Genomic DNA, 26,467 nt, shown 5'->3' with positions numbered 1-26,467 from the left:
GCTCCTTTCTATTTTCTTCTTACACGAGGATCAATTACCTCGTAAAGAATATCTCTTAATGTATATGATAATATGGTTATTAATGAGAATAATGTAACCATAAATAGTATTATGTTGTAATCTTTTGAAGTTATCGCTTGAAGCAATAATCCTCCAGATCCAGTAATAAAGAATATTTGTTCAACAAACATTGAACCTATAAAACTTCCAAATATAACGACAGGGAAGAATGTAGCAATTGGAAATAGTGAAGGTTTAAGAGCATGTTTTCAAACAAATCTTCTTTTAGTCATACCTTTTAGATAACAGAATTTAGCATGTTGAGAATTTAATTCTCTATTTAATTCTGTTCTAATATATTTAATATAAACAATTATTGAACCTAAACTTAAGGCTAACCCAGGAAGAATGTAAGTTAATAAGTTACTATCTTCGAAAATGTATGGTAAACCTACTTCTCTACCTATCAATAAGAGTAATAAGGCAAAAACTAATGATGGAATCGATGATAACATTGAAACGAAAACCGTTGCAATGTGATCTGGTAATTTATCTGGATTACTTCCTACATAAACTCCTAATGGAATACCTATTCCTAAAGTAAGGACTACCGAAAAAATTCCAACATAGAAACTTTTTAAGAATCTTACTCATATAAAGTCGTTTATTTTATAACCAGGAAATACTGAAAGTGAAATTCCAAAATCTCCATGGAATATGTTTCTTAAATAAACTCCATACCTTTGGATTAATGGTAAGTCAAGCCCGTATTTCGCTTCTATTGCTGCTTTTTGAGCATCATCAAGACCAGCACTAATTGCTGTTGAACCAGGGACTGAATTGATCAAGAAGAATGTAACTGTTATAACTATTCATGCTACAACAAGAAACTCGAGGATCATTCTTAATCCACCAAAAAATCCTTTTGCGAAAGTTGATTGACTATTAACAATAGGTGCATATCATTTTCTTTTAGTTTTGATTCTGTTGTTAAAATCAACATATCTTGGATTTTGTTTTGCTTTGTCAATGTTAAAAGTATTTTTATCATTTTTATCAATAGAATTTACATAGAAGAAACGTTGAGAAGCGTTTTTGTCAGTGCTAAATTCTGAATTTAAATTTTCTTTTTGCATGTTTCTCCTAAAATTCTATTTTTTGCGGCAAGTTTTTAAGTGGTGGTTTATTAACATCATATGCGTATTGTAATGAATATGAATATAATGATGAAACACCACCAACTCTAGATATTTCTCAATAAGTATCTACTTCCATAAGCGGAATAACAGGAGCACCATCTCTTACTATTTTTTCAAAAGCTGATATGATAGCCACTATTCCTTTTTCGGTAAATTCTTGCTCTTTTTCTTTATCAGTAAATTGTGCAGAGAAGAATGATGAATATCTTTCTGTATATTCATTTAAGCTTTCATTTTCTTTTTGGAATGAAAGTTCAACAATTTTATCTCAGATATTTTTTTCAATTCTTAATCTAGTTCTTGTTTCTTCTTCAAGTGCTTTATTAGTTGATTTTATTTTGTCTTTATCAATTTCAATTCCTAAAGCACTAAAGTATTTTTTATATGTTCATGAACCAGCTGGATTATTTCTGAAACCTGTATTTTTTTGTTGCTCAGAATTAATTTCATCTGGTTTTAAGAAGACTCTAACATATGAATATGTATCTGTTCCATAGGTATCGAAGTTTTTGTAAATGATATCAAATTGACCTTTTGTTCTTGCATCTTCATAAACGTTTTCAGGTAAACCTTTAATTTCAATATCAATGAATCCATTAAAGGCTTTATTAAGCGCATCCTTTAATCCTATTCCAGCATTTTGTTGCTCATCTGTTGAATTATGAATAAATTTAAGGGTGATTTTTTTAAGATTTGGATTTGCATTTTTGAATAATGTTAGGTATTTTTTAGCAATATCCAAATTATAAGTTAAATCTGTTCTATCAACGTGTTCAAATTTATAGTTTTTTGATAAGTGGTCAATATGCGAATAGTTCTGGATTGGAATTGCATGATTAGCATCTACTTTTGTAAGCATATTATCATGGTCAAAACCTAACTCTACAGGGTCTCCAAAACTAGAAGATCCTTGTCCAAACGCCGTTCATGTATTAACAGGATAAGAAGTATTTCAACCTACAATTTTTAATAAGTCATTCCTATTGAGCGCATAATAAATTGCGTTTCTTAAGTCATTGTTATTTAAATAACTTTTTGAATTTGTTTGATTATCAAGATTAAATGCAAATGCTATTGTTCCAAACCCAGATGACTTGTTCATATTTTTACGGTAGTTTAAATTTGCTCAATATGATAATTGTTGAATTGCAGGAATTTTTGTAGCCGCTATATAACCATCATCATACATAGCAGAGTTGATGTTTTGATCTTGACTAAAGAAAATTCTTATTTTGTTTGATATTGTTCTATCTGATGAATAATATCTAAAATCTTTCTTAAGTGTTATGTATCCCTGAGGTCCTAAAACTAATTGATCAATTGTGAATGGCCCATTAGTTAAAAAACTTTTAGAATCAAGTCCAAAATTGTTAATTCCACCAATTGATTCAATAAATTTTCTGTTAACTGGTATTATAGTTTCAAGTAAATCTTTATAAGCATTATTTAGTGAAGTTGGCTCATAAGAATCATATTCAACTCTAATTCCAAATTCACTTCTAGCAAAAACTATTCTTTGTGCATAAGATTTATCATCAAAATCTTTTGCTATTAAATGTGGGTTGAACTCTGCTTTATTTAGTAGAGATAAACGCATATTTTTATCTAATGCCATATATTGAGGATCATTCTTACGATTGTTAAATTCTTGATCTAATCTTATTTTTAATTCTCTTGATTGACTTAAAAGTTCTTCAATTTTTCAGACTTGTTTTGGATCAGTGTATGTGAATTTTCTAATTTTTTTAGCAATTCTTTTTGGAATATTTCTCAATTCTTCAGCGGAGTGAAGTGCTAAATCATATTCAGGATTAGGCAACATTATTTCAGTTACTTCATCGTTAAAATTAAAGTCTGGTGAGAATGGAATTGAACTTAAAATTTCTTTATTCGAGTAATTATAATAAAGTCTTCCTGAATAAATTCCAAACTCTAAAGCAGCTTGTCTAATTGCATCAACTTCTTTTTCATCTCCTTGACTTTGGCTTTTTCAAAGTGAACTAAATTGACCTTTCTTTAAGTCTTCAGGAGTTGGTTCAACTACTTCATATTCCATTATTCCTTTTCCGTTATCAACTAGATTAGGATAAGCAAAAGGATTTTGATATGCTTTTTTAAATTTTTTAATGTAGTTTTGTTGTGCTTCAATCATTTTAGATACAGCTTTTATCTTCTTTTGAAGTAAATTAGTTTGATGTTGTGAACCAGTGTTAAAGTCTATCATATAGTGTAATGCGTCAATATAGTCATCACCTATTACATCATCTCCGTTAGATCATTTACTTAGTCCATCATTAAGTGCTATTGACATTGAAAGGATTTTATTTCCTTTTGTATTAATAGCGGCTACTTGTTGAACTTTTGTTCTATCTACTGTTATTGAACCGGTAGTTGAACCAAATTGATCAAGCGGATAAAATCTTCCTGTAGATTCAGTTAGTTGATTTGGATGATTTAGAATAAATTGATCAATTGTTGAACTATCTTCATCACCGCCATAAATTCCCATTTGAATTTCTGGTAATCTATAAATTGATTTAAGTGCTTCATTTGGTCCATTTTTTAAAGGAGCTTCTACTAATGAAGGTAATATTTTAGCTACTGATTGATACTTAATATAGTTTAATGAGTTAAGTGGAGCAGTTGCAAGTCCAAAATCATATTCATCTCCTACAAAAGAAGAGTTACGTGATTGATATGTATTTGTGGTTTCGTTTTTACAAGATGTAATTAAAACCACAGGAGCAGCTATAGCAGAAACTGCTAATAGTGGCAATATTAATTTTGATTTTTTCATAATTCTCCTTTCTAATAAATGTTGAATTGATCTTGAACTTTCAAGATAATTTTTCCATTTTCACTTCTAACTGAAGTAGGTGCTTGAGAAAATGTTTTTCCATTTTCAGATACTGATTCAGTTTTTCCTAAATATATTTCTGCACCAAAAGTTCCACTTTTATCTTTTGCAAAATACATTTCGTATTCATTACCTGGCAACATAATTGCATTTGCATATTTTGATAAAATAGCATAATCAGATGCATATGAAATAAATCCAACCCCTTTTGTTTCATTACCTTTCGAATCGTGTCAAGTGTATTTTTCATCTTTAAGATAATGTCTAACACCTTTTTCTTTCTTAGATTTTATTTCATTATCTAGTTTTTGTTCTAAGTAGTAAAACATATTGTTTGAATTGTTTTTATTGATTGGAATAGTAACTATTTTTCCTGTTTTTGTATTTTTGAATGCTAAGTAGTTAGCTTTTGTTGCTTGGTGTGAAGGGATATATCCGTAAAATGCAACAGCATCTTTATCTTTGTCTCTTCAAATTCCACTCAGTGATCTTAAACCAACTCCTTGAGATTGAATGTAGTATTGTCAATAAGCTGTTGGACGAGTTTTTACGACATTTCCTTCTAAATCTTTTATTCTAATTGAAGGATCAACAACCGGTTTACCATATTCATCATATAAGGTAAAGTCTAAAATTTCACGGTATCATCTATCTTTAAATCATCCGTTGTTTATAGTTTGGAATTTACCAAAATATGAATTATTAAATGTTTGTGTGTCAGTAAAATCATCTTCATGGCTTAGTGGAGTATTAATAAACCTTGTTCCTAGATTTCTTGAAATATTTCTTTTTTCATTATTAAGTGAAATTGTATATAGATTTATTGCACCTTTTAACGATGAGAAAGGTTCTTTATTGTCATTAAATTTAATAACAAGATCTTTTCATTTTTTAGTGCTTTCTGCATCAACAACATATTCAAGACCAGTTGTGGCTTCATTAATATTTGATAAATATGAAGGCATGTTTCCGAATTCACTATTTGATGGGCTATATGTTATTTGTAAGTTATCACGGTTAATAACTTCAGCGAAATTATATGTATAGTCAGTGAAAAATTCATTGAATTTTCTTTCATTTTTACCATCGAAATATGATAATGCATCACTTGAAGGAACAGCTTTTTTAAATACCCCATTAACAAATGTTGTTATTAATGGAAGCAAACTTGATTTTCCATTTAATAATGCTGCAATCATTTGATCGGTTTGAACAGTAATTGCTTGATTAAATACTAAGTAGTCAAATATTGTTAAGTTTCCGCTTAAAACATTATTTTCTGAAGCGTATTTTTTGGTTGCTTCAATTAAGTTTGAAACACCAACTTCATGTTTAATTTTATTAGGATTAAATATAGTGAAGTTATGTGTTTTAAATTTTCCATACCCTAGATCTTTGTCAAATATTCATGCAAGATTTTCATTAACTTCTATTTCATTTAGTCTAAATGATTTGGTAAATAAGTTTAGTTTAGAATTTGAAAATCTAGTCATTAATTCATTAGCAAAATCTTGCATATTATCAGCTTTGATTAAATTATTTATTTCTTCTTTTCTCTTGTCTGTTAGTGCATTAGGTTTATGCATTGCTTGTTTTAAATTTCTAATAAATCTATTTAAATTAAATTTGCTTTGTACATAGTCTAAATTTCAGTTAACTTTCTTATTATCCTTATCTATAGTTACTTTAGATAAATCCAAACTTACAAAATCATATCATTTGTGAATATCTTTAAAGATGATATCTGAACCATATAATTTTTCAGCATCTTTATAATAGAAACTATCGAATAAACTTTTATCAACATCATTTGATAATAGAGTGCTATTAAGTTTTATGTGATTTGCTGAAGCATAATCCATTAAGACTTCACCGGAATCATTGTTATTTCCAACCGCTTTACCTTCAGCATTATTTATTAATCAAAGTGATTTGTTAATGTCATTCCCAACAAATTTACTTGCGAACTTATGAAGAGAAGATATTGATTTTCTTATTCCAAGTTCGTCTAAATATTTAGATAAATCCTCTTCTAACAAATTGCTTTCATAAGCTTCATTTAAATTAATGTTTGGTAAATATCTTGTTTTTTCATCAATTCATGTTTCAATTCCTGAAGCAGTAGCAAATCTTAGCCCATTATTTCCACCAAGGAAAGTGGTGATATAAAGTGCTGTTCCTAAACTTGAAAAACTTAAACGTTTTTTAAGAAATTCAATTGTGCTAGGTGATACATTAGCAAAGAAATTATCGTGGTTAATTCTTGATCTTAAGTCGGGTCCCACTGGTAGTCCGTTAACATAATATTGTAGTGGATTTTTTTGATATTCTGGAGTGCTTGAACCATTAGCAAAACTTCTACCACCGACATATTCTTTATATCAACGTTTAGCTGATTTATATTCATCTGGATTTACTTGCAGTTCAGTGTAAATTTCTGGATAGTCAATATTAAGTGAAGAATCAAGTGATAAGTTAGTAGCACTATTGTCTCAACCATTAACTGTAAATTTCTTAACAACAAGTGATTTAATATTTTCAACAACTTCATCTAAACGTGCTTTTATATATTCAGCTGATTTAGGTCCGTATCCTTCTTTTTCAAGCTCTTTGCTAAATAAGTTTACATTTAATGGAGCACTTATAATAGGTGTGCCATCTTCATTGTATACATGCACTTTTTTAATAATAAGCACCTTATCATTTCTTGAATCTTTATATTCATAATCTGCTATAACAGGTAAAATTTCACCATTAACAGTATCGAATTTTATAGGATTTCCCATACCGTCTTTTAAGACACCTTCAAGCATCGATAATGAACCGGGTAGGAATTTATATTTGTTTTCAGTTTTGTCGAAAATTAAGTATTTGGCTATACCTTCAACTGTTGGATTAAGTGTTCCCGAGTATGTATCCATAGCATTAGGAAGTCATAAGTCGAAAATTGAAATTTTATCCTTATTTTTCCCTTTTAGATTCAATTCTTTTTTACGTTCTTCAAGAGCTTTTTTCATACCTTCAAAATCTTGAATAAATCTTCTTGCAGAATTCTTAATCGCATTATCAATAGAAGGATCTGAAAGTTTCGCACCTCAAATATCTTCTTCTTTTTCTTCAACATATTCAATTGTTTCTTTACCATCTTTAACAACCACTTTAGGGAACATGAATACTGGATATTCACCATCCTCTTTAAGTACAAATTTACCATTTAAATAAGTTCTTGTATTTAATTTTAAGTGAGTTCTGGCATCCAAATAAAGTGATAAGGCTTCTCTATTGTAGTAATTTGAAATTCCAGGAGTAGCTCCAGGTGTTAGAGCAGAAACAAAAATTGATTTATTTCCTTCTGCTTTATCACCTAAGTTTTTTGCTCCATTAAGCGTCATGTGGTGTCCATATTCATGTGCTGCAACAAATTTAAGAAAGTCGATTGAAATACCTTTAAAATTAGGATCGGTTGCTTTTAAGACAGCTCATAAACCAATTCTATGGTCTTTACTAAATCCTAAATGTTTTCCTTTTTTAATTTCATATTTGAATAATCCAGTTTCAGGATCAACAGTCTTATCTAAATATTCTCCTTCAAGTCATTGAGCTGATTGAGGAACCTTAGTTAATAAATCATCAATAAGATTTTGATATCCATCAGTATAAATTGAATAACCTTTTAATGTTTTACCACTAATTGGATCAACTATATCACCTTCTTCTCTTATCATTCTAGGATTTAAAACTTTTTTATATCCTACAACATTTAAGAAGTTATCAATATTTGCAATAACTTCTGCATTTGCATCTGCTTTAACATTGAATTTCATAAATATATCATTGAATTTTTGACTATAGTATTTTACTCTTTGATGTCCCGAAGCTAATTCTCTTAATGTAATAACTAATTTATTTCCAACTTTATCGATATTATCAATATTTACAGAATGAATTAGTTTTTCAATTTCTTCTTCTGTAGTGTTAGCATTAATAATTTTTTCTTTTAATAATAACTCACGCATTTGAATCTTTGTTTTAGCAACAATTAAATCACTATTTTTATTTAATTCAACACCAAGTTCTTTAGAATCTTTTATTATGTTTTCTTTAACATTTCTTAAGATTTGGGTTTTAGCGACTTGATATCTTAGTTCAATTGCTTTGTTTAAAGCAACTATTCTTGCATCATTTAAATTATTTTCTAGCGCAACACTAGATTTTAATAAATTAACATATGTTCCATATCTAGATAAATAATCTTCAAGGTCAGAAAGTTTATCTTTAAAGTTTTCACGCGATTCTTCTACAACTTCATCACTTAGTCTTCTAGATTCTTTATCATCATCGTTTAATGAATCTAGAAAATCATTCACTTCTTGTTCAAGTTCTTCAGTTTTAGTTGTTAACTCTTCAACTTTTGTTTGTAAAGGGGCTATTTGATCTTCAAGTTTTTTAATTTCTTGGTCTAATTTAGCTTTTTTGGCATCGTAATCAGGATCGGCAGGATCTAAATCGCTTATTTCTTGTTCAAGAGCATCCTTTTTAGTAACCAATGGTTTTATTTCAATTGCATTTATATATTCACCGGCTAATTTCAATGGTTCAATTAATAATTCAGCATAAAACTTTTCTTCATTTATAAGTTTTTTAACATTCGAATCATTTCTTATGCTTCTAAAGTATTGTAATGTTGCCGCATTTAATCCGGGAATTGATTCTTCAAATTTATCTTTTAGTGAAGCTTTTTCAGCAGCACTAATTAATTGAGAATTTATTGTATTCGGTAGTAATTCAGCCTTTGAAAGATTGAATAAACTTACATCTAATGATGAAATCATTTCATCTATTTTTTTATCAAGTTTTTCTTCATTTTCAATACCACTGAAACTTAATTTTGTAAACTTTTGAGTTAGCAAGTTTAATTCATCACTTAAGGCTTTTCTTTCTGCGTTAGCTTTTTTAAAGTTTTCTTTAACAATTTCAGCTTTAGCTTTTACAGAATCTTTAACTTTATTCATTTCTTTAATAGCATTATTTGCTTTTTGAATATAAGCTATATCAATATTCTTGATAAAGTATTCTAAGTTATCTTTATATAGTTTTAAATATTTGGTTTTTATATCACTAGTATCTGGTAATTTTTCAAGTTGTAAAATTGCATCATTGTATTCAATAATTTTAGCTTTATTAACTATGATATCTTCTTGAAGATTTTTATATTCTTCAGATTTTTCATTATATTGAGTAACTAAAGTATCCAATTCTTCAAGAGAAGTTGTAAACCCTGATGAAGCTTCTTTTTCTTCTAGTGCCTTAATCAATTTCTTTATTTTTCCATTTTTATCATTTAATGAGTATTTAACTTCATCGACTTCTTTTATGTTTTTGTTTTCTGATAATATTTGAGAATTTCTAGCAAGCATTTGATTAATTAACTCAACCAACGGACCTTTTCCTTTTGAAAGGTTTTTATCGCCTAACGAAGCTGTATTGTAGAGTATTTCGTTACTTAATTTTGAAAATTCATTATATAATTTTTCAATATCTGCTTCTTGTTTAGTTATTTCTTCTTTTACGGCTGCGTCTTCTAATTTATCTTCATTTTCAATTTGATAATTGATCAATTTTTGCTTTGCTTCCGCTCATTTTAATCTTGTGTTTTCATCGGTATTAATATTAGTTTGTAATGTTGGTAAATGATCAATAAAAGTTTTTAAATATTTATTGTAAAGTTCAACCATTTTCGAATCTTGAGGATTTATCATATCAATAATATATTGCAATTTAAATTGAATAAATTTTGATTGATATTCACTAGTTCTTTTTTCTTTACTATATGCTAAAAAGTTTGTTTTTTGCTTCGAATATTTTTGAGCAAGTGAAATTAAGGTATCAATATTTTTATTGAAATCTCCTACTTGCTTTCATTCACCAAAATAAACATATCCAGCATCATTTTTTCTTGCTTCTCACTTTGTTCTGGCATCATCAACTTGTTTTTTAAGCGAATCTCTTCTTTTAACAAGTAGATCATTTGCCGAAGCATTTGGATCGTTAGCAAAAATTGTTTCAATTGTTGTTAATGCTTTAATTCATTTTTCAGCTTCATCCATTTCTGCCTTGTGAGCAGTTAAAAAAGTTTGAGCAGCAGAATAAAATGGTATTCATTTTTCCTTAATTTTATTAAAGTATGAAGTTAAATTATCAAAATTACTTTCAACAAATTTTTCAAAATCTTTATCCATATATAATGGTGATTTATTTGTTTTTGAACCAGCTAGAATAAAGTTGCTTATATAGTTGATTCCTTCTACAACTTCAGGTCTTCCTGAAGCTTCAGAGATAGTGTGGAATGAGTTTTTAAATAATTCAAAAATTAAATTTTGGGTTGTTTTAATTTCTTCGACAACATTATTTTTTTCTTCAACAGTTTCTCTTCAATTATTAAATTCTTTAAGAAGTTTTGAATATTCGTTTTTAACAAGTGCATTAGGATTTTTCTTGTTAAATTCATCAGCTAATGAACTAAAGTGACTTGAGTAAGCAAAAAATGTTTTTTCAGATTCATCAAGTCTTTTGTTTTTAGATAAGAAACCTTGAATGTTATAGAAATCTCTTCAATTTGAAAATGATTCTTGTGCTAAATTCTTAAGGATATTATTTGTAATAATTTGATTTGGTAAATAAGCTAAGTCATTATTAAAAATTATTAAATCATCAAGTAAAATATCATCATCTTTTAAAGGTGAAGGAAGATTTAAATCTTTGAATACATTAAAGAAAACTCCTTGAATATCTCTTGCTGCAATATAACGTTTATTAAATATGTTTTTGAACTCATTAGGTGTTGTTAGTTTAGTTGTATCTAAAAGATTATCAAAAGTTACTTGATAAGTTTCAAGAGTGTTATTTAAAGTTTAATTGATTTTTTATAATCATTAATTTTTTAGTTAGTGATTCTTTGTTTTTATTTAAAAATTTTTCTTCATCAATTAGATCTGCTTTTAATGCAGTTATTTCTTCATTTACTTTTGCTATTTTAGCTGCATTTTCAGTAGCATTTTTATTAAGTTCAACTAACTCAGCTTCTTTTTGAGCAATACTTGCATTTATTTCTTTAACTGTTTTTTGATAATCTGGTTCAAGGTCAGTAAAGTCCTCTTGAAAATTATTTAATTGTTGTGTTAAATCTTTAGATACAGTTCTTAATCTTGTAATTTCTTTATGAAGCATTTCTTTTGTATATTCACCTGCTTCAAATAGGTTATGTGAATTTTCTAATTGTGAAAAGAAACCTTTTCTAAATTCGAATTCAATTTCGTCAAATGAACGATAAAGATTAAAGTTAGTTCCATCTGAAAATGTTATGTTTAAATAATTATCAAGAACACTACTCTCATTTCCTGCTACTCTTCCTAAATTAGCAAAAGAAATGGTTTTTTGTTCAAGTGTTGCTCCACTTAATTTTTTGATTAAGTCATATTGATCATTTGCTGCAAATTGTTTTAAATTTAATTCAAGATTCTTTTTGGCTTCAGCTTCATCCTTACCATTAATAAGCAATACATAACCATTCACTTGATCTAATCTATTTTTTTCATAATCATGAATAGCATCATCCTTAACTTTACTGAATCAATTAGGTACTTTTGCTACTCAAACTTTTTGATTAGATAAACTTCTAATGTCAACAATATTTCTAAAACCATACAATTTTTGATCTTGTGCATTTGAATTAGCAAAAATGTTATAGTTAGATACATTTTCTAAAAATTRATTTACTTCATCACTACTTAACAATTTTTTATTAAGTTTATACATTAAGGAATCTCTTTGGTTTCCACGACCACCTATTTCGCTATATGCAGCCAATGTTCCAAAGAACGCATCAGGGAAAAACTTAATAGTCATGTACTCTTTGTTATTATCTGAGTGAGAACCTAATGTAATATTATTACCATGCAACTCAACACCTTTTACAATCGTAAATTCTTTTAACGTTATTATTTCTGGACCCCATGAAACATTATTCATAAATCAGTTAGTAAATTCTCAAAAGGCTTTAGCTGGAACAGCTTCAAGATATTCATTAAAGAAATCAAAAGAACCATAACGAATGTTAAGGATTGGATACTGCTTGTTATTTTTATAAAATTTATCTAAGTATTCTTCACTTGATAAAGTAAAAATTTCACCTTTATTGTTATGATATTCAACTAAGTCACTTTGAACATTTCATTTTGCAATAACTGTACTTTTATCACCCGCTACAAATTGAAGCTTAGCCTCTTTATTAGTTCTTACAAATTCATTTTTTAAATAAAATGGATCTGTTGGATTATTTTTACCAAGCTTATCACTTGATGTTTTAGAATACGCAAAAATAGAACCAAGAGTTGCCGCTGTTGCTACTGCAATAAATCCAAAAGATAGGACATATTTATGTCAAACTTTTGTCTTTAAATTTAATTTTCTTTTCATAATTTACCTTCTTTTTTGAATATGTTTATTTTTTAAATTAGTTTTTTGCAAAATATCTAATAGTTTGAAAATTATATAAATACAAAACTTATTAAAAAATTAAACTATTATTATTTTATCATAAAAAAATGAATTATTTTGCTAAATCTAATTTAATTATTTGGCTTTATAATTAGTATAAATTTAAAAATACTATATTTTTACATTATAAAAATAAGTTTTTAAAAATTGCAAAAAAAACTCCTAATAATAAGGTTTCATCTTTTCAATGATATAATTAAAATATCTAAATATATATGATAGATTTTTATTTTTTTTAAAAGAAAGGGCATAATGGATAAAAAAGTTTTAACCATAGGGGAAACTCTAATTAGGTTAAATGTTGATGGATATTATTCAGGTGTAAATACTCTCAGATATTTCATTGGTGGTGACGCATTAAATGTTGCTTCACTTTTGGGTTATAACGGAAATGATGTTTCGTATTTAACATTTTTAGACAAAAACCATGTGTTTTACAAGAGAATATTAGAGCACTTTAATATGCACAACATTAATACAAGTTACGTGTTCGAAGGTGAAGGAAGACTAGGTACTTATTACTATATTGGTAAAACAACAACCAAGTCTCAAAGAGTTGATTATGATAGAACATTCAGTTCATTTAGTCAGTCAAAATTAAGTATGCAATTAATCTACGGGATAGTTAAGGATAAGTTTTCATGAATTCACATGAGCGCTACAACTCTATCTTTAAACAAGAAGATGTGAAAGCACTTACATGAGTTATATAGAGATGCAAGCAATAAGAAAATTATGACAAGCTTGGACTTAACTTATGAGCCAGAGGCATGAGCAAGTTATGGGCTTTACTTAGAGGCTGTTGAACCCATGTTAGAAAACACAAGATTTTTAATTGGTTGATTTGATAAAGATGAAATGAAGGAAGTAAAACCTTCATTTACTCTTGATGATTATAAGAAAAAGATGAATGTGTTTTTGGCAAAATATTTAAATGTCAAAATTATCGTAACTCCCTTGAAAATAGTCAATAAAGGAAAAACATACCTTAAAACTTATTACTATACAAATAACTGTTTTTACGAAACAGAAGCAGTTGAATTTAAAGAAGCTTTTGCCAACGGATCTATTGATGCTTTTATAGCTTTTCTAATTCACAGACAACTTAAAGACAAAAATCTTAAAACGGCTGTTGAATATGCAACAAAAGCATACATTTTGAACAATTGATATCATGGAGATAGTCCTGAAATTACAGAAGAAGAACTGGAAGATTTTAACATAAAAATATTACCTAATGAAGATCAATAAAAAACATATTTGCCTATGTACAAGGTAAATATGTTTTTTTATTAAACATTATTTCGAATTAATTAAGAGTTCAAAAACGTGTTTAACAATATCAACATTAACACTATTTCCAAGTTGTTTATATGAAATTTTATCATTGCCACTAAATTTATAATCAGGAATAAAAGATTGTAATTTCGAACATTCTTCAACCGTTAATCTTCTTTTATATTTTCCTATTATTGGTATTTGAACCATAGCCACAAGCGCAGGAAAAACATCTGTTTTTTTAACTCTTATTCCTGATGGTCTAAATTGGATAATACCTTCTCATATGGATTTTATACTATCTCCAGCTTGTCATTCAAATTTTTTATATGTTGGTATCAAATCTTTTAAAAAAGAATTTTCTTTTTTTCATTTATCTATAAATTTTTTATTTTCTTTATAGAGCAATTTGTTTTTCAAAATTATTGAAAGTTTTCATTTAGGAACATCATCACTAAAACTATCTTCATTCAAATAATCAAACCATATTGGAAAACCCAATATTTTTTTATTAATGCCTATATAAAATTTGTTTCATGTCTCTAATAATTTATCTTCAGCTTTAGATATATAATACTTATCTTCTACTTTATTTTTATCAATAATATCATAAATTGAATTATCATTTTTTTTGCTATATGTTGAATTATTTATTATTAAATCTTTATCTATATTATCAAGATCATATTTTCCTATAATAAAAACTCTTTCTCTCAGTTGGGGAATTTTTAAATTATGCGGACTTAATAATAATGGTTTAGAAGTTGTTCTATATCCTAATTTATTTAAATTATTATGAATTACATTTCATGTATTACCATTATCATGACTTACTAAATTTCTTACATTTTCAAGTATTATATATTTGGTTTTATGGAATTCTAAAATTCTTTGAATTTCAAAGAAAAGAGTTCCTCTTGTATCCAATAATCCTTTTTGTTTACCAGCTTTTGAAAAGGCTTGACATGGAAAACCAGCACAAAGTAAATCATGTTTAGGGATTTCGTTAACATTAACTTTTGTTATGTCGAAATCTGATGAAATATTAAAATTATTAAAATAAGTATTTATACAATATTTATCAATTTCTGATGAAAAAACGCATTCACCACCAAAATAAGACATTGCTTGATGAAATCCACCAATCCCACTAAAAAGGTCAATAAATTTAAAATTATTTATTTTCATTATTCTCCTCTTTATATAAATATCTATATATTACAAAATTTTCAATGTTCTTTTTTGAAATCATAATTTTTGGTTTTCTTAATGCTCCTGATTGTTGCTTACCTTGCTTAAATTCTTCTACTATACTTTTGAAATTAACTTTATTTAATTCTAAAATAAACATTTCTTTATATAAGACACTTTTCTTCATTCTATCTTTATAACTTAATTTTTCATCGGTTTTTACGTTCTCATTAGAATTATCACAATCATATTCGATATTATTTTTTTCTAGATTTTGATTTACTTTTTTACTAATCCAATATTTAACTACATTATAAGGATTAGGATGTTCATAATCCATTATAGTTTCATTTAAAAAAACAATATATCATATTTTATCATATTCATTAATGCAATTTACGACAGTATCAAAATCATTACCAATAATCTTTGTAGTTTTAAATGAACTAGATTTTAAATCGCCATAAAATTTTTCTTTTACAAAAAATAAATCAAAATTGTAATTAAATTTAAAATCCTTATCATTTATTTCATTTCTGCCTATATATTTTATTTCCGATTGCATAGATGAATCTATTATTTTTTTATCAAATGAATACTCTAAAAATCAACCAGGTCATTCTGCTTGGTGCATTCCACTAAAATTATTGCTTTGCATAATTTTATAACATTCAACTCCGTTAATTCATTTTCCATTAATAAACTCTTTATTAAAATCTTCAAAAAAATCGAAATAAGGTATTTTATAGTTATTGTTATCATTAAAATAATTCTGTAAGAAACATTGATCTATAACAGTTATTACATTATTATTTTTATCTCTTTTTCTAAATATATTATGCAATCTAGATTGAAAAATATCATTAATATATATGTGAGCTGATGAGTTATTTAAAACTCTTTTTAGATAAGATTCTTTTGTAAAATCGCAAAATGTAAATCATCCATCGTAATGATATACACCTACAAATCTAATATCATAAGCCAAGCTATATTTGTCATAATAATCCTTATAATATGAAGGAATTTGCATTCTTTTCTTAAATAATGGATGCTGTCCATTTCCACCAAGATATGTAATAGTTTTGAATAAAATTAAAATTTTTTTACCATTTTTATTTGTATATAAAATGTTTTTTCTATTATCAAGCTTTATTATTTCGATATTTTTCTCACCTAACAATTTTATAAAAATATCGAAATAATCGATTTTAGTTAAGACTTGATCAAAATCACTTACTAATTCATTTTTGCAATTCAATTGCTCACTTTTTAAATTCATTTAATTATTATATAATAAAATTATTCTTTTAAAAATGATAAAAAAAATACCTGTTTAAGGTACTATTTGGTGCCCAAGACAGGACTTGAACCTGCACGGATTTCTCCAGTGGATTTTGAGTCCACAGCGTCTACCATTCCACCACTTGGGCGAGACAAAGAACTATTAATAATTATTTGTAATTCTTTGATAATTAGTTAGGTTCTTTTTATTATATCACAACTCTATTTCTTCTTCAGTAAATTTACATAATTTAGCCATTCCTAAACAAAGTGAGAAAATATTGTAAATTGTTTGCTTGTTAATGTTTTTCATAGCTTCAGTTATAGAAACAAAACATTGAGTTAATTGAACATTGAAATCTTGTGAAATGATTTGAGGTTCAACTATTCTTTCTACATTATAATCATTTGCAAATGAACCAATAAAGTGAAGCACATCAGCAAATTCTTCAAGTGCGTTATCTCTTGAAATATTTTTATTTTTCTTTCAATATTTAAATGATTGAATTTCATTTGCAAATTCACTACATTCAATCATTAGCGCAAGCATTTTTTGTCTTTCATGGTTGGTGCTTTCTAGATTTGGATTAAGTTCTTTAATTTTACTAGCAAGAGCTTGGTCAAGTTTTTTTTGTTTAATTAAAATATTTGTAAAATTCATGTTTTTATTATATCACTTTACTTTTTTTGAGTTTATATAAATAATTAAAATAAAAAATAACAGGATAATAAACCTGTTATTTAAATTTAATGATTGTATTATTCAAAGTCATCAAAGAAATCATCATTAGTTGAAGCTGTATATTCTTCAATATCATCAAATGAAATTTCATTAATTTCATCATTATCAAAAAGGTTGCTTTCTTCAAGTAATTCATCAAAATCAATTTTTTCAATTTCATCTTCTTCCGGTGCTAAAGAAGGATCATATTTATTTGTGAAATAAGATTTCGGATCTCTTATATCATATTTACCTTTTAATTCATAACTTGTGTTTGTTCCTGCTGGAATTTTATGTCCTAAAATAATGTTTTCTTTTAATCCTTCAAGTAAATCTACACGCATTGAAACGGATGAATTAACTAATATTTTAGCAGTTTCTTGGTATGAAGCAGCTGCAAGGAATGAATCGGAAAGCAATGGTGTTTGTTTTGCTCCACGGATTTTTACTTCTCCAAATGCCGGTTTTTTACCTTGTGAGATTAATTTTCCATTTTCTCTTTGATATACAAATGTATCTACTAATGATCCAGTAAAGAAGTGACTATCTCCTGGGTCAATAATCATAATTTTAGAAAGCATTTGTCTAATAATAATTTCAATATATTTATCTGAAATTGTTATACCTTGAAGACGATAAAGTCTTTGAACTTCTTTTAATAAATAGTTTTGAACAGCACGTGTATCAGCTACTTCAAGAAGATTGGTTAAAACGATAGGACCTTCAACAAGTTTTTGACCAACATAAACTTTTTGTCCTACTTCAACTCTTAATTTTTGTGATAATTTTGAAGCAAATGTTTCGGTAACTAATTCTTTATTTTCATTTAATCTTTCTATGAAAATTAGTCTTGTATCACTATCTTTATCATTTTTATCTTTAGCTATTTTAATATCTTTAACAATTCCGTTGTATTTAGAAATAACCGCTGGTTTACCTCAAGGCGCATCATAAGCATCGATTAATTCAATTAAACGACCAAATCCACCTGTAATATCTTCAACTCCAGCAACCCCTCCGGTATGGAATGTACGCATGGTAAGTTGTGTTCCTGGTTCACCAATACTTTGAGCGGCAACAACTCCAACAGCTTCTCCAATATTTACAATTCTATTTGTTGCTAAATCTTTACCATAACATTTTTTACATACTCCATTACGTGTATGACATGACAATACTGAACGAATTTCGATTTCTTTAATTCCTAATTTATCAACTATTTTAGTTGCTAAATCAGGAGTAATTAATTCGTTTGTACTTACTATTAATTTATCATTATGATAAATATTTTTGTTTAAGAATCTTCCTTCAATACGTTCTTTTAAAGATTCGATAACTGTATCAGTTTTTGTATCTTTAATATCTTTAACTTTGAAACCAAAGTCACTTCCACAATCTTCTTCACGAACAACTATTCCTTGAGCGACATCAACCAAACGACGGGTTAAGTATCCTGATTTAGCAGTGTTAAGTGCTGTATCAGTAAGTCCTTTTCTGGCCCCGTGAGTAGATGAATAGAATTCATAAGCTGTTAGTCCATCAAGGAATGAAGATTTAACCGGAATTTCAACTGTACTACGAACAACTCTATCATTAGCAGCATCAGCTTTAAGAACTTTTGTATTGTTATTCATCAATCCACGCATACCAGCTAACTGAACAAAGTTAGATGAGTTACCACGAGCTCCTGATGTAAACATCATAAATAGTGGGTTAGTTATGTCTGATTTAGTAACTTCCTTAAGTTCTTTTTCAATGTCTTCTTTAATTTCTGATCATTTTTGAATTGTTAGAGTATATCTTTCATCATCAGTCAAGTAACCTTCTTTAAAGAACTTTTTAAGTGTGTCTGTATATTTTTCACCTTCTGCTATTTTCTTTTTGGTTGTTTTAACAACTGTAATATCTGACATAGAAATTGTTGTTCCCGATAATGTTGAGAACTTGAATCCTAAGTTCTTAATTTTATCTAAAACACTTGCAACAATGTTTGTGTAATCAAATCAAACTCTTTCTAAAAGTTTTGTATAGTCATAAATATCTCATTCTTTTAGCGTTGAACTTTTATGTTTTAAAAAGTTTTCATAATTAATTTTTTCATGATGTTCTCTAATTAAATTATTTAATGAATTAGCATGAATTGTATCAATTGCATCACCTTTATAATCTTTTAATTTAGCGCATAACATGAATAAATCTGTAGTTGTTGATAAATCACAATTTAATTTATCAACTATTTCAGCAACATCTTCCATTGTAACAACAGCAACATATTTTTCATATACTTTTCTTACAACTTTAGCAATATCTTTTTTACTTAATGGATTATTAATTGGTAAGTTTTTAATGAAGTTTTTAAAATCGGTTCCATATCCAAAAACATATTCTTTAAGTGCATTTGTAGAAGTATGAATAGCTTCGCTTTCTGAAACTTTAATTTCCCCATTTGCCTTGGTTGTAGTCTTAACAGTAATTCTCTTACCAAAAATAAATTCAAAATCACTTGGAAAAACATTATTTAAAATAAACTTTCCTACTGTTGAAACAATGTATTTAGCTTCTTTATCTTTCTGAATTGTTTTCTTATTCAATGAAGCAATTGGTAAAACTACTCTAGCATGTAAATCAACAAATTGATTTTCATATGCAGTTAATAAATCATCAAAGCTAGAATAGTAATTACCTTCACCCTTAGCGCCAGATTTTTCCATTGTTAGATAGTATAATCCAAGAATCATATCTTGAGATGGGTTAATAATAGGCTCTCCATCTTTTGGACCAAGAATATTTTTTGAAGCTAACATTAATTCTTTAGCTTCTCTAACAGCTTGGTCAGAAATAGGAACGTGAACAGCCATTTGGTCCCCATCAAAATCGGCATTAAATGCCGTAGTTACTAATGGGTGTAATTTAATTGCTTTACCTCTAATTAAAACGGGTTCAAAAGCTTGAATTGATAAACGGTGAAGTGTAGGTGCACGGTTTAAAAGAACAGGTCTACCTTCAATAGCTTTTTCGACATATGGTCAAATCATTGGATCTAGTGATTCAACTTTTTTCTTTGCAGCTTTAATTGAATTTATTTGTTCATCATTATTAATTATTTCTTTAACTATTCATGGTTCAAATAATTTAGCAGCCATATCACGTGGTATTCCTACTTGGTGCATTTTTAGACTTGGTCCAACAACAATAACACTACGTCCTGAGTAATCAACACGTTTTCCTAATAAGTTTTGACGGAAACGTCCTTTTTTACCAGTAAGTGCATCAGAAATAGATTTAAGTGGACGAGAATCTTTAGATACAACTGGGCTAGGTTTTTTTCTAGCATTATCTATTAAAGCATCAACAGCTTCTTGAATCATACGATATTCATTTTGTTTAATAAGCATAGGAGCATCTGATTCATTTCATTTTGCTAAACGATTGTTTCTTATAATGATACGACGATACAGTTCATTAATATCAGAAGTTGAATGTCTTCCACCATCAAGTTGAACTAATGGACGTAAATCAGCCGGAATAATAGGAAGATCATAAATCAACATGCTTGTTGGTTTTTGACCTGATTTAATAAATGAGTTTATAACTGTTAAACGTTTATATAATTTGGCTCTATCTTGAACTTTAGCCCCGGTTAAAGTAATTGCTGAATTATTAATTGCATCAATTTCTTTTTGAACTGATTCAGCTTCTTTTTCAAGATCAATGTTTTTTAATAAATATTCAATTGCCTGAGAACCTGTTCCAATTTTTGCATCTGAATATTCATGAATTATTTCATTACATTCATAAAAGTCAATACCAAAATCTTTCCCTAATTTTGATGAAGCATAAGTTCTCAATTCATCAAGAGAGGTTTTAATATCATCATATTCTTCAGTTGAAGGTTCATATAAACTTAACATTTCAACAAATGCTCTTTCATAAACTGTTGCAGCATCATTAATGTCAATAATTTCATTTTTGTTTAATGACTTTAAATTTCCACTGTCAAGCACAATGTGTGATTTATAGTAGATTAGTTTTTCTAAATCTGCCTTTGTTACAGATTGATTTGAACTAGCAACTTTTAAACCAAGTAATTTTGAAATGATTGAGTGATCGATTTTAAAGAATCAAAAGTGAACAACAGGGTTTTGTAAATGAATATGACCCATTCTACTTCTTCTTGTAATTTTTGGTAAAATTTTTGGTTTGTATTTTTCACAAGCCGTTGTTTTTGAACACACTGAATTTTCATCACTTCTTTTGTACTTTGTATTACAAATAGGACATTTATAATCGGTTGTTGGACCAAAAATTAATTCATCAAATAACCCATCTCTTTCTGGCTTATAAGATTTATAGTTAATGGTTTCAGGTTTAGTAACTTCACCATTCGATCATGATAAAACATCTTCATTTGTAGCAAGTGAAAGGATTATCTTATCAATATGTGTTTTTTCTAAATTAGTATTCTTCATTAACTACTCCTTCACTTTCTCAGTGTTGAACTATATCAGTATCATCACCATCTTCAAGAATTTCAGCTTCTTTTGTTTCAAGCTTAATTCCTAAACCTCTTAATTCATAACTTAAAACGTTAAATGATTCAGGAATTCCAGGTTTAGGTAATTCCTTACCTGTTGCTAATGATGCATATAATATGTTACGACCTTGAATATCATCTGATTTGTATGTCAAGATTTCTTGTAACACATTTGTTGCTCCATAAGATTCAATAGCTCACGTTTCCATTTCTCCGAATCTTTGTCCCCCATTTTGAGATTTTCCTCCTAATGGTTGTTGTGTGATAAGCGAATATGGGCCAACACTACGTGCATGCATTTTGTCATCAACCATATGGCTAAGTTTTAGCATATACATAACTCCAACTGAAACTGGTTTATCTAATTTTTTACCTGTAATAGGATCGATTAAATAAGCTTTACCGCTTTTATCAAGTCCCGCTTCTTCAAGAACATCTTCTATATCACTTTTCTTAACTCCATCAAAAGATGGTGTAACAAATTTTGTGTTTAATTTTCTTGCAGCCATTCCTAAGTGAAGTTCTAAAACTTGACCTATATTCATACGAGAAGGAACCCCTTGAGGATTAAGCATAATATCAACCGGTGTTCCGTCTTCAAGATATGGCATGTCTTCTTCAGGTAAAACAACAGATATAACCCCTTTGTTTCCATGACGACCAGCCATTTTATCACCAACTTTAATTTTACGTTTTTGGGCAATAGAAACTTTAACTATTTTATCAATTCCGTCTTCGAGGATGTCTCCTGTTTCTCTTGATAAAACTTCAATTCCTATAACTGTTCCATTGTGACCATTTTTAACTCTTAAAGAAGTATCTTTGTCGTTTAGAGGTCTTTGTTGTAAAATTGCCATTAAAAGTTTTTCTTCCTGTGAAGGGTTTTCTTCACCTTTTGGCGAAACTCTTCCAACCAAAACATCTCCGGCAATAACTTCGCTACCAACTCTTACAATTCCATACTCATCTAAGTTTCTTGTTGAGAATTTTGATGTATTTGGAATGTCAGCAGTTAGTTTATCATCACCAGCTTTACTCGATCTAAATAAAACCGTTTGTTCTTCGATATGTATTGATGTATATACATCATCTTTAACAAGACGCTCATTAAGAATAACGGCATCTTCATAGTTATATCCATTATATGTAGTAAAAGCAACTAAAACGTTTTTACCAAGTGCTAATTCACCATCTTTAAACGATGAACCATCAACCAATAAATCACCTTTTTTAACTTCATCACCAACTTTAACAATTGATTTTTGACAAATTACTGTTCCTTGGTTACTACGTTCAAAGTTTTTTAAATAATATTTATCTTGAGTTCCTTTATCATGTGTTTTAACATAGATTTTAAAAGAATCAACATAACTAACAACTCCATCGTTTTTTGCTCGGAAGTTATAAGCAGAATATAGAGCTATGTCTTTTTCGATACCAGTTGCGACTAATGGAGCTTCAGCTTCGATAAGCGGAACTGATTGACGTTGCATGTTAGCACCCATAAGTGCACGGTTAGCATCATCGTTTTCAAGAAAAGGAATAGCTGCTGCAGCAACAGAAACCATTTGTTTTGATGAGACTTCGATAAAATCTATTTCACTTGGTTTACCAATAATATAATTGTAATCTTTTCTTATTGTTAAAGTTTTTTCAATTATTTTGTTTGTATCATCAACCCTTACTGAAGATTGAGCAAAAGCTAATCCTGTTTCTTCAGATGCGGTTAGGTATCTTAAATCTTCATAATCAATTACACCATTATTAACTTTAAAATAAGGAGTTTGTAAGAACCCGTGTTCATTAACTTTTGCATAAGTAGCATAGTTAAGAATAAGCCCGATGTTAGGTCCTTCAGGAGTTTCAATTGGACAAATTCTTCCATAGTGAGTTGAATGAACATCCCGAACTTCAAATTGAGCAGTATCTCTGTTAAGACCTCCTGGCCCTAGCGAAGTAACACGTCTTTTATTAGAAACTTCTGCAAGTGGGTTAATTTGATCCATAAATTGTGAAAGTTTTGAAGAGTTAAAGAAAGTTTTCATTTGATTAGTTAATAATTTATTGTTAGTAACATTTTTTGAAGTAACTTTTTCTGTTTCTTTAGCTCCCATTCTTTCTCTGGTTGTTTTTTCCAATTTTGCTAATGCAACATTAAGTTGGTTTTGCAATAATTCACCAACAGAAACAATACGTTTATTAACCATTGAATCAGGATCATCATCTTGACCTACACCATCAATTAAGTTAAAATAGTAACCAACAACAGCAACAATATCAGAAATTAAAAGGTGTTGTTCGACAGATTTGGGGTCATTACCAATAACGATAACAGGTTTTTTATCAGCATCTTCCATTCATTTACGATTTGGATAAACTTTTACAATTGCAATTTTGCATCTCTTTGCTAATGCTTTATTTTGATCAACAAGTTTGTAATAAACATTTTCACCTCTTAAAGTGTCAATATAAACAGTAGCAACTTCACCTTCGTCAAATGATTTTTGAATATCAAGTGCTAGTTTATAATCAATAAATGTCCCATTATGGAAAACAACTTCATTGTTTTTATTTTTTATATCTTCAGCTAAATATGTATTTGTAATTCTATCAACTAATGAAAGTTTATTATTTAACATATAACGACCTGTTATTGACAAGTTATATCTTTTTTTATCAAATAAAATACTTGGTAAAAGAGTTTTTTTGGCTTCATCAGAAATACGATCACCTTTTCTAAGTCATCTAAACAATTCTTCTTGACATAAATCAGTTATTTCCGCATCACTTAGATTCTCTTGATTTACAAATTTATCTTTTGTAATAGTTTCTTCAAGTTCTTTACTATTACCAAAATATTTGTACATCATTTTTGTATTCAAACCTAACGCACCTAAAAACGTTGCTAAATTAACATTTTTATTTTTGTCGATTTTTATTTTTACAACATCAATATTTGAAGTTGTAATTTTATGTGAAATTTCAAGTCATGAACCTATTCTTGGTAAAACTTCAACCTTGTTAAACAAGTCATCAGATTGTTTATTTCTAACTCCACGACCAAAATAAGCACCAGGTGATCTAATCAACTGACTTACTATAACTTTTTCCGAACCATTGATAATGAAACTTCCACCACTAGTGATCATTGGAATTTCTCCTAAGAGAACTTCATCTCTTTTGATTTCTCCTGTTTCAGTGATTTCTCTTTGTAGTTCAGCATAGATTCTTGCACTAAAGTTCATTCCTTTAGCTTTACACTTTCTAATTTCTTCACCTTCTGATGGTCCTTTTTTGTAAGGGTATTCAATTCTTAAAGATTTTTTGATGTAATCTAACTTAACTTGTTTGTTAGACGCTTCAATTGGATAGTGTTCCATTAAAGCTTCTTCAATACCTTCTTTTAAGAATTTATCAAAACTTTCTTTGTTGGTTGCTAGAATATCAAAAACTGGAAGTGAATACTTAGTTACTGAGTAATCACGTCTTGATGTTTTAGGACCAAATTTACTAATTCTGTAATTTAATTCTGCCATATAACTCCTTAAAATATAAAAATAACACACCACATTAAATGCAGGCATTAATTAAGCATTAATATATTACTAAAATATTTTATTTTTAATAGCATATTTTTAATGTTTTTTGTAGAAAAAAATAATTTTTTTTTAGTTTATGAAAAAATAAATAAACATCAATATAAAAAAATATTGCACTATATTATAGGTAAATAAATCTTTTAACAAATGTTAAATATTTTTGTTAAAATTTTTGTTAATACATCTTTTTTGTTTTTTTTAAAAAAATAAAAAAATAAAATTAAAAAAAGAGGTTTTTTTTACCTCTTTTTTATATCAATTATTAGTCGATTGAAACTTCAGCACCAGCTTCTACTAATTGAGCTTTAATAGCTTCAGCTTCTTCTGGTTTAATGTTTTCTTTAATAACAGCAGGAACACCATCAACGATTTTTTTAGCGTCCATCAATCCAATTCCAAGTAAGTCTTTAACAACTTTAATAACCGCAACTTTGTTAGTAGCTGTTTTTAATGTAACTTTAACTTCTGTTTTAGCTGCCGGTTCATCTCCTGAAGGAGCTGCTGCAACAGCCATAGCTGCTGTAGGGTCGATTCCGAACTCTTCCTTCATTGCATCAACAAGTTCCATAACTTCTTTAATTGACATTTCTTTTAATGATGATATAAAAGTTTCTTTTGTAAGTTTTGCCATAATAATTTTCCTTTCGATATTTTATTCAGTTTTTCCTTCACTAACTAATTTAAGTGAAAGAGATAATTTTTGTAGTGGAGACATAAGTGAACGTCCAAGTATTGCAAGTGCTTCTTCATAAGTTGGTAAAGAAGCAACAGTTGCAACGCCTTTAGCATCAATAACTTTGCCTTCATAGGTTCCGGCTTTAACAACCATAATCTTTGTTTCTTTTGCAAATTTAACTAATAATTTTGCAGCAGACATATCATCTCCATTTGAGAATGCAAAGATGTTTGGTCCAATTAAATGTTCTGATAAATCTTCAAATCCATTTTGAGAAGCCGCTAATTTAAATAAACGGTTTTTATAAACTTTAATTTCAACATTTAATTTTTTAGCTTCTCTTCTAAGTTGTAATAAATTAGCAACTGTTAAACCACGGTATTCAGCAAAGGCAATAGCATGTGATGAACTAATTTTTTCTTTAATTTCATTAACTACTTGTCTTTTAGCAATTTTTAAGTTTGATTCTGACATCAAGCCCCCCTTTCATATTTATATTATTTGCAACACATAAGTCATATATAAGTTAATACACTCGGTAACATATTTAAGCTAAGCAGTTACTGTCTTGA

At 28.2% G+C, this 26,467-nt stretch carries 13 protein-coding genes and 1 tRNA gene; 2 read left to right on the top strand and 12 right to left on the bottom strand.

The annotated features are described in order from the left end of the window. Positions 1-8 precede the first annotated feature (8 nt). From MCRO_RS01745 to MCRO_RS01735, 3 genes are read right to left on the bottom strand one after another with little or no spacing between them, the layout of a single operon-like run. Positions 9-1,136 (bottom strand): ABC transporter permease, encoded by a 1,128-nt coding sequence (locus MCRO_RS01745; protein WP_013054654.1) that lies wholly within the window; start codon positions 1,134-1,136, stop codon positions 9-11. Between the two features lie 7 nt (positions 1,137-1,143). Then, the gene (locus MCRO_RS01740) at positions 1,144-3,996 is read right to left on the bottom strand and encodes an ABC transporter substrate-binding protein (protein WP_013054565.1); all 2,853 of its coding nucleotides are present in this window, start codon (positions 3,994-3,996) and stop codon (positions 1,144-1,146) included. A gap of 11 nt (positions 3,997-4,007) precedes the next feature. Then, positions 4,008-10,295, bottom strand: a complete 6,288-nt coding sequence (locus MCRO_RS01735) for a hypothetical protein (RefSeq protein WP_013054437.1) — start codon at positions 10,293-10,295, stop codon at positions 4,008-4,010. A gap of 55 nt (positions 10,296-10,350) precedes the next feature. On the opposite strand from MCRO_RS01735, the gene MCRO_RS01730 reads away from it, so the two are divergent. Then, complete coding sequence (locus MCRO_RS01730; protein ID WP_041594035.1) at positions 10,351-10,593, top strand: hypothetical protein; 243 nt, start codon at positions 10,351-10,353, stop codon at positions 10,591-10,593. Between the two features lie 363 nt (positions 10,594-10,956). On the opposite strand, the gene MCRO_RS01725 is transcribed toward MCRO_RS01730, so the two are convergent. Further along, positions 10,957-12,531, bottom strand: a complete 1,575-nt coding sequence (locus tag MCRO_RS01725; RefSeq protein ID WP_041594034.1) for a PDxFFG protein — start codon at positions 12,529-12,531, stop codon at positions 10,957-10,959. Between the two features lie 333 nt (positions 12,532-12,864). Between MCRO_RS01725 and MCRO_RS01720 the strand changes: the two genes are divergently transcribed. Further along, positions 12,865-13,863 (top strand): PfkB family carbohydrate kinase, encoded by a 999-nt coding sequence (locus MCRO_RS01720; RefSeq protein ID WP_013054287.1) that lies wholly within the window; start codon positions 12,865-12,867, stop codon positions 13,861-13,863. Between the two features lie 48 nt (positions 13,864-13,911). Here the strand turns inward: MCRO_RS01720 and MCRO_RS01715 are convergent, their stop codons facing one another. The 8 genes from MCRO_RS01715 to rplJ all read right to left on the bottom strand — a co-directional run bounded on the left by MCRO_RS01715 (position 13,912) and on the right by rplJ (position 26,369). Continuing rightward, a complete protein-coding gene (locus MCRO_RS01715) occupies positions 13,912-15,078 on the bottom strand; it encodes a DNA cytosine methyltransferase (protein WP_013054407.1) in 1,167 nt (388 codons plus the stop codon). Further along, positions 15,065-16,363, bottom strand: coding sequence for a hypothetical protein (locus MCRO_RS01710; protein ID WP_013054292.1), 1,299 nt, complete (start codon positions 16,361-16,363; stop codon positions 15,065-15,067). Before MCRO_RS01710 ends, MCRO_RS01715 begins: the two co-directional genes overlap by 14 nt. Before the next feature lie 67 nt (positions 16,364-16,430). Then, positions 16,431-16,514 (bottom strand) — tRNA-Leu (locus MCRO_RS01705). Positions 16,515-16,528: 14 nt separating this feature from the next. Beyond that, entirely contained in the window at positions 16,529-17,026 is a 498-nt protein-coding gene (locus tag MCRO_RS01700; RefSeq protein WP_013054577.1) for a dUTP diphosphatase, read from the bottom strand. A 98-nt stretch (positions 17,027-17,124) separates the two neighbouring features. Then, positions 17,125-21,555, bottom strand: coding sequence for a DNA-directed RNA polymerase subunit beta' (locus MCRO_RS01695; protein ID WP_041594033.1), 4,431 nt, complete (start codon positions 21,553-21,555; stop codon positions 17,125-17,127). Then, positions 21,542-25,156: a DNA-directed RNA polymerase subunit beta gene (gene rpoB, locus MCRO_RS01690; RefSeq protein ID WP_013054569.1), complete on the bottom strand. Its 3,615-nt coding sequence runs from the start codon at positions 25,154-25,156 to the stop codon at positions 21,542-21,544. The genes MCRO_RS01695 and rpoB overlap by 14 nt, the downstream gene beginning before the upstream one ends. Positions 25,157-25,481: 325 nt before the next feature. Continuing rightward, positions 25,482-25,850, bottom strand: coding sequence for a 50S ribosomal protein L7/L12 (rplL, locus tag MCRO_RS01685; RefSeq protein ID WP_013054657.1), 369 nt, complete (start codon positions 25,848-25,850; stop codon positions 25,482-25,484). A 21-nt stretch (positions 25,851-25,871) separates the two neighbouring features. Beyond that, positions 25,872-26,369, bottom strand: coding sequence for a 50S ribosomal protein L10 (rplJ, locus tag MCRO_RS01680; RefSeq protein ID WP_041594032.1), 498 nt, complete (start codon positions 26,367-26,369; stop codon positions 25,872-25,874). Positions 26,370-26,467 lie beyond the last annotated feature (98 nt).

Origin of the sequence: Mycoplasma crocodyli MP145 (assembly GCF_000025845.1) — a bacterium.
GTDB lineage: Bacteria > Bacillota_I > Bacilli_A > Mycoplasmatales > Metamycoplasmataceae > Mycoplasmopsis > Mycoplasmopsis crocodyli.
The sequence above is the reverse complement of the archived record's forward strand: the minus strand, read 5'-3'. Positions and strand labels throughout refer to the sequence as shown.